This is a genomic window from Undibacterium sp. RTI2.2 (assembly GCF_035018705.1).
In the GTDB taxonomy this organism is placed as follows: Bacteria; Pseudomonadota; Gammaproteobacteria; order Burkholderiales; family Burkholderiaceae_D; genus Undibacterium.
In genome coordinates this window covers 51,542-63,481 of sequence record NZ_JASJXN010000026.1, presented here as the reverse complement: position 1 = coordinate 63,481, position 11,940 = coordinate 51,542, and the positions used below count along the sequence as shown (strand labels likewise).

Genomic DNA, 11,940 nt, shown 5'->3' with positions numbered 1-11,940 from the left:
AAATCGTTCTGAACAAGCCGATAAAGTGGAAAAATTTGGACGCTGACAGGTGGTAAATATTGAACGCTGTTTGACAACCCTAACAGCAATTGAACTGACGTCTGTGGTGCAACGATTTGAGCCAACTCAGCCGGCAGATCCAATTCTAGCTCTGCCCCCAGACTGAGATGTATGCCAGAGGTCTGACGCAAAATGATGTAAAGAATCTGCTCGCCTGCCGGTGTTTTACGCCGGAAACTGACACCACCATGTTCGACCTTGTAACGAAACGCAAAAGGCTTGAGTTGCACCGCAACGATAGTCTTGAGCGCAGCCTTGGCAATGGTTGGCGAAAGCGGCTCATAAGCCACTGCCTTCGGGGCGACTACACGACGCTCTATACGCCCCTCACTATCGAGCACACCGCCATCTGGCAGAAAGACCTGACCCGCCTGATCGTCGTAGACCGTTAGACCCAATGCTGTCGCAGTGTCGATAAGCAAAGGCAAAAGCACCTCAACACCATCTTCGTAGACAGCCATGCTGTAGACGGCAGTGTCAGTGCTGCCGTCCGGTCGGGATTCCACCCAAGCACCCGGCTCGCCGCATGGATCTTCCGCAGAATCTTCTGCACCGCCTACTTCGACTGGAAATCGCCGGATCAATGCTTTTGCCAATGCGGCAAACTTGCTATTAGGTGGTGAAGGCGTAGCACTCAGGCGTTCATGGAGCGCCAGGGCGGTCTTCAAGGAATCGGGGCAGCATGCTCCCAAACATGAATAACATAGGTCATAGTCTTGGTTCGATGAGAGGAAATATTCTTGATTATACAAGTCACAACTACAGAATCGTTACCGAATTCCTTCAACTTCGTTGCAACGCAGCGACTAACACCATGGGACTCATTTTTCCAGATCAGGGCGTAGATGCATAAACTGTGTCCATCAATGGGCTAACTTTGACGACTTTGGACGCAAAAAAACCCCTAAGTCGTTAATTTCTTAGGGGCTATTAGGCAAACTTTGGCATCGTTTGCGGTGTTCCTGGCGGAGAAGGAGGGATTCGAACCCCCGATACGTTTGCACGTACGCCTGATTTCGAGTCAGGTACATTCAACCACTCTGCCACTTCTCCTGTCTTGCTTAGCGTTCTACGGCCAATCAAGTCGAGGATTATAGCAAACTTTATCTGGCTTTGATAGACGCGCATCATGGCTTAGTTTCTAAAGCCTTGGTGCAGTCGCTTTTCGGTAGCGATGTTTTTGACATTGCCGGATTTAGCTCTAGTAACGCATTTTTTGCTTGCTCTAAGTCTTTGCCAAACTCGTTGAGATAGCGTGAACGCTCTTCGCTTTGCCATTCTTCGTCTGAGAAATTTTGTGCAGTATGCATTTTAGATACATAGGCGGGGCCGACGATGCGCGACATTAAAGCACGATCAGGGTCTGCGTTTTCTTTAAGCAGATAAGCGTCGATATCTCTGAGGGTTAACGGGAAGGTGGGCGATTGGTCGCGCATCAGTTTGCCGAAGACGGTTAACTTGACCTCGGTTGCGCCTTGCGGCAAAAGATCGTTAAACGTCACGAGTGCATATGGCTTGCCTTTAGCATCATCGATGCGTCCGGTAACGACATAGCGCCCTGCTTCGCGTACGTCGGCTTTGAGATAAAAATTGAGTGAACCTTGCTCGACTGCTTCGCGCACCGAACTGGCCCAGGTTGCGGGGACTTCTGGTGAATAGATGACATCGAAAAACAGTACGCCAGAACGATCGCCGACATTATATTTAAGCTCTAAGCGAATGGTGCCATTGAACTGGGCTAAACCTGTGGTAGTAGGCGCCAATACGCCAGAAAACATATTATCGCCAGCGACTGCATCGCCATTATTGCCATCGTCACTGAAGGCGACAGGGATTTGGGGTGCTTCTCGCGCGCCTTGAAATGTCAGTCCACGTGCGACTGCACGCGTGACAAATAATGGAAGAATATTGCCGTCCTCGTCCATCGCTTTTACGGTAAACATGACGCTCTCACGACTAGCTAAAAAAATACGTGACTGCGTAGTCTCGATTTGGACATGCCCATCGGTCTGACCGTTTTCTTTGTGCATCGCCCGTTTTTCTTGCACCGGTTGATTTGGGTAAACCTGATCAGGGTTTTCAGCGATGGGACGTGATCCTTGTGGGTATTTTGTGCTGTTGCGGTAGCTGCATAAAGTCTGATCTGCCAATTCAACTTGCTTAGTCAAAGCCGCCAGACGTTGGTCGTGGTTATTGTTTAACGCTAATAAAGGAGCACCGTCGGGACCGCCCGGCGTTTTTAAAAAATTGCTATTGGCTTGATTCGCTAATGTGGCTGCCATACTGGATTCTGTACCGCTAGAAAACCACCAGACCAAAGCGACTAGTATAAGAGCCAGTGATACAGCCAGGGCTTGCCAATACCGACGCAACCAACCAGCTTGATTGGAAGATTGCGCCGAGTTTGAAGTCGCCCCTGACTTGCGTGAGGGGCTTACTTTTTTAGATCGCATCGTTTGATCGAATCTTCAGATAAGTTGACCTAAATTATTAGCTTCGCATCGTGATCAAATTGCGTTACTGACCATATCCGCTCGTACCAGAGAGATGACGCCTTGCCAATTACTATTCGAGTAGTGGTTATATGCTTCGGCATCATCGCGGAACGATACTGAGTGATAACTCCACTTCACGCTACCGCCCTCGTTGGCCGCAGTGCCTAAGGTCAGGTCATTACAGAACCAGTCGCTCGGATTACAAAATGCGGCACCCGAGCTGCCTGATACTCCGCCTGAACTATGGTAGGCCACAGCCTCGTCGTCCTGACCCGGCAATATCGCGGAATAGACCGTCCCCTTGGCGCCTGCATACATGTAGAACCAGACATTGTGGGTATCGTTATGGTTGTACATGGCGCGTGCGGTGGTGGTCTTTAAATCCTTGACCAGAGGCTCGGACACTGCCCACGATCCGACATCGGATAATTCTGATCCGCCACCCGCCCCTGCTGCCGTTCGCACCCACTTAATGTTCCAGCCGACTTGTGTACCGCTACCTGCATCACCACATTGGCCGGAGGCATTAGCGACGGCGTTTTTCTTGGTTCTGGCTGAGCCACCGTAGTTTGCTAAGGTGTAACCCATCATCAAATCGCCAGCGCTGTGGGTCGCCACGTAGCACCAGTTAGACCCAGTACAGAAGCAATCAAGTGCGTCGCGGATTTTGCCATTATTGGAGGCAATGCTGTTGTAGCCATCCCAGTTAACTGCTTTTTTATTGATGCCCGCAGCGGTCGCAGATGGCCCCCAATACGTGAAGCTGGTGTAGTCACCCACCACGCCGCCACCACCGCGACCATTGACCCATAAGGTGTAATTGGTCGCGCTGGCAATGCTGGACATTGCGCTGAGCGAGACAAACAAAAGTGCTGCAAAAATTCTAAATAATTTCGCCATTTAAATCCCCTCTAGTAAAAACATGGAAAAGTAAAACGCCTGAAAGCCATGGTGCAGAAACGGGAACAAATTAATCAGCGAAGTCGAAGAACCTTGCATCGAACGCTAGCTGATCGGAGCGGAGTATCTGAATAGCAGCACCATATTGTCAATTTGCAACGCAACAAAATTAGGCGCTAAAAATCCACGGTTTTTTAGCCTGCCACATAGTAGAAATAGAATAGAAAAAGACATGCCAAAACAATATTAGTGGAAAAACTCTAATATTTAAAATGACACAAAAATGCAGTTACAAAAGGATAAGCAGCGGCAGGGTTATGGTGCCGCACGATCAGGGACAAAGACAAATTAAAAATCGTTTATTCAATAAAAAAGCGGCTGGGATGATCGATCACCCCAGCCGCTTTTTAAAACCAAAAAGCTTATTTTGCTGCAGGCAACAAAGCCTCTACACCACCCATATACGGACGTAAAACTTCAGGAATAAGTACGCTGCCATCGGCCTGCTGATAATTTTCCAGCACCGCTACCAGCGTGCGTCCAACCGCCAAAGCTGAGCCATTTAAGGTATGTACCAGTTCTGGTTTACCTTGTGTATTACGGAAACGTGCTTGCATACGACGCGCCTGGAATGCACCCATGTTAGAAATTGACGATATCTCACGATAGGTATTTTGCGCTGGCAACCAGACTTCTAAATCATAAGTCTTAGTTGAGCCAAAGCCCATATCACCGGTACACAAACTCATGACACGGTATGGCAAGCCCAGCTTTTTCAAAATCGCTTCCGCATGACTGACCATCTCTTCCAATGCGTCGGAGGATTTTTCTGGATGTGCAATCTGCACTAACTCCACTTTATCAAACTGATGCTGGCGTATCATGCCGCGGGTATCCCGCCCGGCACTACCGGCTTCGGAACGGAAGCATGGCGTGTGCGCCGTCATTTTGATCGGCAAACTCTCCAGGCTAACAATCTCGTCCCGCACGGTGTTAGTCAACGACACTTCTGCTGTAGGGATCAGGTACAAGGTCTCGCCCTCACCGTCTTGCCCACCTTTTTTGACCGCAAATAAATCTTCTTCAAACTTAGGTAACTGGCCTGTACCGCGCATAGAGTCTGCGTTGACGATATATGGCGTATAGCATTCTGTATAACCATGTTCCAGCGTTTGTGTGTCTAGCATGAACTGCGCTAAGGCGCGATGCAAACGTGCCATACCACCACGTAACAGCGTAAAACGTGAGCCGGTTAATTTGACCGCAACCTCAAAATCCAATCCCAAGGCTGCGCCGATATCGACGTGGTCTTTGACCTCAAAATCAAATACAGGAGGCGTACCAAATTGTCGAACTTCGATATTTCCAGTTTCATCCACACCGACTGGAACAGATTCATCAGGCAAATTGGGGATTGCCAGCATGAAGTCACTCATAGATGCTTGTACTTCGCCTAAACGGACTTCTGACGCTTTTAATTCTTCAGCGATGCTGTTAACTTCTGCCATTTGTGCGGAAGCATCTTCGCCTTTGCCTTTGAGCATACCGATTTGCTTGGACAGAGAATTACGCTTACCTTGCAGCTCTTCAGTACGCATCTGTATCTGCTTGCGCTCGCCTTCCAGCGCATTGAAAGTCGCAGTATCCAATTGAAATTTACGCGTTACCAAACGAGCAGCAACGGTGTCGATGTCTTTGCGGAGGAGTTGAATGTCGATCATAGAATACTTGAGCCAGGTTAAAGGTAGTTGCAATGTAGTCGCAATGTAATTGAGCTGCGTATTGTACCAAGGGCGAGCTTGAATATTGCAACTTCGTGAAACTTCGTCAAGTACAGCCAAGGCTTAGTTTTTTTGGTAGAAAATTTCATTTTACTCGCCCACTGATTCCGGGGCTTACCGAGGTTTTTTGGCTTGAAACCCCTATAATCATTGGACGTTCATTTTAAAGTCCCATAAGTATCAAACTATGCAACCTTCGGCATAAGAAAGCAGCGCTAAATAAATCGAAATTGACCAGCAGACTTTTTAAAAACAATAATGCGTTGGCTCGGTGCTGAGATTGCACTTGGTTCTACTTGGCTTTTCTTGATTTTTCTTAATTATTAATACCACCCGCTGTCTGGCTTTGATTTCCCCACATGATTGGACAATATAATGAAACCCTTATCAACACGGACTCGCAATTACTTTTTTTCGTTGCTGATCGGATGCAGCGTTATCGCGGCTAGCAGTCCAGCGGCTTCTGCGGCGAGTTGTCCCTCTTGCGGCCCGTCAGGAGTTTCTGCTTTATCCCTACTTTCTGGCGCGTTATTAGTTGAAGGATCGGCAGAAGGTATCAAAGCATCTGGCACGCTGCTTGTCGTGTCGGTAGAAAAACTAGCGGATGGCGTGGTCATCGTATGTAAAGGCGCATCTGACGGCGCAAGCTACACTCTCAAACTCAGTGGTAAAGCGCTGGGTAATGTGTCAGTAGCCGCTGGCACCGTGGTAGAAGTCACTGCATTATCTGCTGGCACAATGCTGGTAGTTTCTGGCCAGGCAATTGCCTTTATTCCGAATGAAATTAGTCGTAGTTTGGTCCATCATACGGTCGCCAAATGAACCTCTTTCATCAATCAAAATCAGTGCTGGATCGCCTGCTAAAACGCGGTCTTAAAGCCGAGCTTTTACTCTTAAGCCTAGCTTTTATCGTATCGGCCAACAGCTACGCTGGTCGCTCATGCGAAGATCAGGCGCTCGATGCAAACGGATTGATGAAAGGCATGGAGCTGGCATTAAAAACCCGTAATGCATTGGACGCCAGTGGCGCGCAAGTCGCACTGATTGCGCGGGTTGGTCAAGATTTATCTAAGTACCATGTACGCTACTCACATATGGGCATCATATGGCGCGATCATCCTGAAGGACGCTGGTTGGTGGTGCACGAACTCAATGATTGCGGCACCGCTAACTCTCAACTGTACAACGAAGGTTTAGGTAATTTTTTTATGGATAGTCCATTTGCCTATGAGACTTTGATCGTGTTTCCAGATGCCGCGCTTCAGCAAAAACTGGTCGGTTTACTAAATTCTGACCTGCCGAGAAAACTGCATGCACCTCGTTACAATATGCTGGCATTTCCATTTTCAACCATGTACCAAAACTCAAATCAGTGGGTGCTGGAACTGCTGGCAGCGGCAAGCGCCACCGATGTGCAAATCGATAATCGTACGCAAGCGCAAGCCTGGCTGACAATGGCAGCGTATCATCCAAGCACATTGGATATTCCGGCGATGACGCGACTGGGAGCACGGATGTTCCGCGCTAACGTGGCATTTGATGACCATCCATTTGATCGTCGTATGGCAGGTCAGATTGACACGATTACGGTCGACTCTGTCGTGCATTTTTTGGAGCAGCGGCACACAGTTAGTAGTCAGCAGGTTTTAACTTACCCTTGATTGAATTTTATATACTCCCCATTTATTTTTTTAAAATACCCGTATTATCCATATATTAATTGGACGATTAAAAAATACACCATAGGAGTATATAAGATAATAGTAGCTTTAAATACTGAAATTAATCGCTATGCTGAGCAAGCTTGTAGCTGCCAGCGTCTCTTTCACAGATAAATTGAGCAAGGTGACCCAATACACTTATCAAACAAAATTGATCACCTTATTTTTAAGAAAAATGAAGCTCATCACGCAATATGCGCTCACTCTTCCGCAGCATCCAAGGATCGCAAATAAGCAAGCTTCTCGGCAATTTTGATCTCTAACCCACGTGGCACCGGCTGATACCAGGACTCGCCTTCTAAGCCTTCTGGCAAATAAGTTTCACCTGCGGCATAAGCTTCAGGCTCATCATGCGCATAGCGATATAACTTACCGTAGCCAAGCTCTTTCATCAACTTGGTCGGCGCATTACGCAGATGTTCTGGAACGGTACGTGATTTATCTTTAGCTACCAAGGCTCGCACAGCGTTATAAGCTTTGTACACAGCGTTGGACTTGGCTGCGCACGCAAGATAGACCACTGCTTGTGCCAACGCCAGTTCGCCTTCTGGAGAACCGAGACGCTCGTATGTTTCTGCGGCATCCAATGCCAGTCGTAAGGCACGTGGATCGGCCAGACCGATGTCTTCACTGGCCATGCGGACGATGCGGCGTGCCAGATAACGTGGATCAGCGCCACCATCCAGCATGCGCACCATCCAATACAAAGCAGCATCGGGATTAGAGCCGCGTACTGATTTATGCAGAGCAGAAATCTGATCATAAAAAGCATCGCCACCTTTATCAAAGCGGCGTAAGGCATCCCCTAGACACTCGGCCAGTAGAGCAGTGTCAACTTCTTGCAACGCTTTTGCAGAGGCAGCACGTGCCACGATATCGAGGTTGTTTAATAATTTTCGACCATCGCCATCGGCACTGCTAATCAAACTTGCCTTGGCATCGGGATGAAATTGCAAGCCATCCAATTCACGCTCACAAGCTCTGTCTATCATCGCCTCCAGATCAGCGTCAGTCAGCGATTTGAGAACATACACAGAAGCACGGGATAACAGCGCGCTATTGACTTCAAACGAGGGATTTTCGGTAGTAGCACCGATGAAGGTGAACAAGCCACTTTCTACATGCGGCAAAAAAGCGTCTTGCTGGCTTTTATTAAACCGGTGGACTTCATCAACAAACAAAATCGTACGACGTTGCGAAGTGGCCTGCAAAATTTGCGCCCGTTCAACTGCTTCGCGTATATCTTTTACGCCAGACAATACTGCAGATAACGCGATAAATTCTGAGTGAAACGCATTTGCCATCAACCTTGCCAGCGTGGTCTTACCAACACCCGGCGGCCCCCATAAAATCATGGAGTGCGGATCGCCAGAGGTAAACGCCGCTCGTAAGGGTTTGCCCTCACTCAGCAGATGTTGCTGACCAATCACCTCATCCAAATTTGCAGGACGCATGCGCTCTGCTAGCGGAACGGGATTTTTACGCGTTTTACTGGCGCTGCTCATATCGCTCATGGACGCAATACATCAACGCCGGCTGGTATGACGAATTTAAATTGATCAGCTTTGAGCGTCGGATTTTTTTCAATATTCTTTAAAGTCAGTAAAGAAATTTGACCAAAGCTGTCACGTAATTCCAAAGCCAAGGGAGCACCGTCTTTCATGCCTATGCCAATATGCTCAAAATTACTATCTTTGTCTTTAGGAGTAGCTTCAAGCCACTCCAGACCTTGTTTAACGCCGACCTCACGCAGAGTAAAACTTTTTTCCAGATCACCGCTGCCGAACAGGATTGCCGCAGGGCTGGCACCTAATACATTGCCTAATTTTTTAATCGTAACCTGGCTGAGATCTTTATCGAAGATAAACAACTGATCACCATCCGCCTGCAAGACTTGCTCGTAAGGTTTTTGGTAGGTCCAGATAAATTTGCCAGGGCGAGCGAAAATAAAAATTCCGCTGGAGGTTTTAGTTACCTTGGGCGCACCATCCACCATCTTGACTTGCTGTTGCAGGAACTCACCTTTAGCACTTTTTATGTTGGTGGCAAAGGCTTTAAATTGTTCAATCGCGCTGGCATTGGCTAATGCTGGCACTAGCATGCTGGCACTTAACATCATGCTAGCTACCAACTTTGTGACGCTACTAGCTACTTTATTCGTATTCATTTTCAATGAAAGTTTCACAAAAATCCTGACTGATTTAATTAATTGTCTCATGCTGCGGCCGCCTGCCAAACCGCTGCGTTCACCGCCGCGGTCGAATCAGCTGAAGTCCAGATATTTATTCGGCATTCCCTGCTGGCACCAAAATTTCACGATTACCATTTGACTGCATGGTGGATACTACGCCGCTGGTTTCCATCTGCTCTAGCAAGCGGGCGGCGCGATTGTAGCCTATGCGTAAATGCCTTTGCACCAAAGAAATAGAAGCACGACGATTCTTGAGTACGATTGCGACCGCCTGATCGTAGAGCGCATCGGCCTCACCGCCACCTTCGCCAGGTGGCGCGCCTACTTCGCCGCCCTCTTCCAGTATGCCTCCTTCTAGGATGCCTTCAATGTAGTTTGGTTCCCCTTGCGCTTTCAAATGCGTTACCACACGATGCACTTCGTCATCAGAAACAAAAGCACCATGCACACGTATTGGCAAACCAGTGCCAGGCGGCATATATAGCATGTCGCCCATACCCAGCAATGCTTCCGCCCCCATCTGATCAAGAATTGTTCTGGAGTCAATTTTGCTACTCACCTGAAACGCGATACGAGTGGGGATATTCGCCTTAATCAAACCAGTGATCACGTCAACCGATGGGCGTTGCGTCGCCAAAATTAAATGCAAACCTGCCGCGCGGGCTTTTTGGGCAATACGGGCAATTAACTCTTCAACTTTTTTACCGACGACCATCATCAGATCAGCTAACTCATCGATGATGATGACGATGGTGGGCAATTTTTCTAATGGCTCAGGAGCATCCGGCGTTAAGCTAAACGGGTTGGGAATAAACTCTTCGCGTTTAGCTGCCTCAGCAATTTTGATGTTGTAACCGGCCAGATTACGCACACCCATTTTTGACATTAATTTGTAGCGCCGCTCCATCTCTGCAACCGCCCAGTTCAAGGCATGCCCGGCCTGTCGCATGTCTGTTACTACCGGAGCTAACAGATGCGGAATCCCCTCATATACAGACATTTCCAACATCTTAGGATCGATCAAAATCATCCGTACATCATTCGGATCTGATTTGTATAACAACGATAAAATCGTGGCATTAATACCGACTGACTTACCGGATCCAGTCGTACCTGCCACCAGCAAATGCGGCATCTTGGCAAGATCAGCAACTATGGCATTACCACCGATATCTTTACCCAGCGCGACCGTTAAACTGGACGCACTGTCGTTGTACACTTTGGAGCCAAGAATTTCGGTTAAACGTACGATCTGGCGCTTGGGATTTGGCAGTTCCAAACCCATATAATTCTTGCCGGGAATGGTCTCAACTACTCGGATCGATGTCAGCGATAATGATCGTGCAAGATCACGCGCCAAGCCAACAATCTGGCTACCTTTAACACCGGTTGCTGGATCAATTTCATAACGAGTAATCACTGGTCCCGGATAGGCCGCAACGACTTTGGCGTCAACACCAAAGTCCGACAGTTTTTTCTCAATTAAACGGCTGGTAAATTCCAGAGTTTCTATGCTAACAGTCTCTTGCGTCGGCGGTGCATCATCCAGCAACGACAGTGGCGGTAATTTGCTGTCTAACATATCGCTAAACAGCGATACCTGACGCTCTTTTTCTACCCGTTCAGATTTTTGTACGCTGATGATTTGTGGTTCTATACGTATAGGTGCCGCCTCAATAATCTTGGCTCTTTCAACAATAACGACCTCTTCACGTTTGACGGCGGCCGTTTGCCCGACCTTACGATCTTCACGTGCAGCATACTTGTTACCTATAAAAACAAAGACCGTTTCTAAAGCAGTACCAATTTTCTCGGCAATCTGCAACCAGGAGACATGAAAATATAAGCTGATACCCAGCGCAAATAACAAGAGTAATAGCAAAGTTGATCCGGTAAAACCAAAGGCCGCAAAGCTAGTGTTTCCGATCAATTCACCCAGCACTCCTCCTGGAGCTCGTGGCAATTGTGCCTTGATTGAATACAGCCGCAGGTACTCGATTCCCATACTGCCAGCCATCAGCAGAAAAAATCCGCCTGTCTGTATAAATTTTTCATAACTATGTTCAGCGTCTTGTTCTGCATTGACTGCCAGACGATTCGTTAGCTGGCGATAATCCTTCCAAACCAAACGGCATAGAACAACGCTCCACCACCAAGCAGATAAGCCAAAGATGTATAGAAATAAATCTGCAAGCCAGGCTCCCACTTTGCCGCCGACATTGTGGATTTTCGGGACAACACTGGCGTGCGACCAGGCGGGATCAAGTTTGGCGTAAGTGAATAAAATTAAAATCAGATAAATACAAAGCGCCGCAAAGAGTATCCAGCGTGCTTCGATAAGCAAAATTACTAGCCGATTTGGCAACGGCGGCGCCGGCGTTTTATCGCGGTTGCGGGTATAAGGTTCATTGTTGGAAGTAGTCATAGTGCACAATCAGCAGCCCATTACAATCAAGTTCAATCAAAATCAATCAAGTCAAACGTACATTCAACACATATTAAACACTCATAAGATAGCATGTATGACAAGTGCCGCCAATCAGGCATCATCTTAGAACCGTGCCGACTCAGGGCAAATCAAGCAATCGGCTGGCTATTCAATCAAAAACGCTTATTCGTCTATAATCTTGCCTAGGTAAAGTAAGACTTATTCGTGACGGATAAGTAAGAAGCTAAGATGAAAGTTAAATACTAAAGTCAACTGCTAAATTAGATGGTCGTTGGCTAATAGTTAGCTAATATTCATCAGCTAATACTACGCCAGCATATATGATTGAAATTTGCTGTTCCGT

The 11,940-nt window shown here is 47.6% G+C and carries 9 protein-coding genes and 1 tRNA gene; 2 read left to right on the top strand and 8 right to left on the bottom strand.

The window, feature by feature from the left end; genetic code table 11:
* From QN395_RS14530 to serS, 5 genes are all read right to left on the bottom strand, one after another.
* Positions 1–728: hypothetical protein (locus tag QN395_RS14530; protein WP_323492231.1), on the bottom strand; the 728-nt coding region annotated here is incomplete at its 3' end.
* Between the two features lie 295 nt (positions 729–1,023).
* Positions 1,024–1,113, bottom strand: a tRNA-Ser gene (locus QN395_RS14525).
* A 74-nt stretch (positions 1,114–1,187) separates the two neighbouring features.
* A complete protein-coding gene (locus QN395_RS14520; protein ID WP_322118313.1) occupies positions 1,188–2,513 on the bottom strand; it encodes a choice-of-anchor X domain-containing protein in 1,326 nt (441 codons plus the stop codon).
* A 54-nt stretch (positions 2,514–2,567) separates the two neighbouring features.
* Positions 2,568–3,455 carry a hypothetical protein gene (locus QN395_RS14515; RefSeq protein ID WP_323492230.1) on the bottom strand — a complete coding sequence of 296 codons (888 nt, stop codon included), beginning with the start codon at positions 3,453–3,455 and terminating at the stop codon, positions 2,568–2,570.
* Between the two features lie 422 nt (positions 3,456–3,877).
* The gene (gene serS / locus QN395_RS14510) at positions 3,878–5,176 is read right to left on the bottom strand and encodes a serine--tRNA ligase (RefSeq protein WP_322118310.1); all 1,299 of its coding nucleotides are present in this window, start codon (positions 5,174–5,176) and stop codon (positions 3,878–3,880) included.
* Between the two features lie 435 nt (positions 5,177–5,611).
* On the opposite strand from serS, the gene QN395_RS14505 reads away from it, so the two are divergent.
* Both QN395_RS14505 and QN395_RS14500 read left to right on the top strand, forming a co-directional pair.
* The gene (locus tag QN395_RS14505; protein ID WP_322118309.1) at positions 5,612–6,058 is read left to right on the top strand and encodes a hypothetical protein; all 447 of its coding nucleotides are present in this window, start codon (positions 5,612–5,614) and stop codon (positions 6,056–6,058) included.
* Positions 6,055–6,897, top strand: a complete 843-nt coding sequence (locus QN395_RS14500) for a DUF2145 domain-containing protein (protein WP_322118308.1) — start codon at positions 6,055–6,057, stop codon at positions 6,895–6,897. The genes QN395_RS14505 and QN395_RS14500 overlap by 4 nt, the downstream gene beginning before the upstream one ends.
* Before the next feature lie 260 nt (positions 6,898–7,157).
* On the opposite strand, the gene QN395_RS14495 is transcribed toward QN395_RS14500, so the two are convergent.
* The 3 genes from QN395_RS14495 to QN395_RS14485 form a co-directional block, all read right to left on the bottom strand.
* Positions 7,158–8,471, bottom strand: coding sequence for a replication-associated recombination protein A (locus QN395_RS14495; protein WP_322118307.1), 1,314 nt, complete (start codon positions 8,469–8,471; stop codon positions 7,158–7,160).
* Positions 8,468–9,124, bottom strand: a complete 657-nt coding sequence (lolA, locus tag QN395_RS14490) for an outer membrane lipoprotein chaperone LolA (protein WP_322121552.1) — start codon at positions 9,122–9,124, stop codon at positions 8,468–8,470. The genes QN395_RS14495 and lolA overlap by 4 nt, the downstream gene beginning before the upstream one ends.
* Before the next feature lie 115 nt (positions 9,125–9,239).
* Entirely contained in the window at positions 9,240–11,573 is a 2,334-nt protein-coding gene (locus tag QN395_RS14485; RefSeq protein ID WP_322118306.1) for a DNA translocase FtsK, read from the bottom strand.
* Between the last annotated feature and the right edge of the window lie 367 nt (positions 11,574–11,940).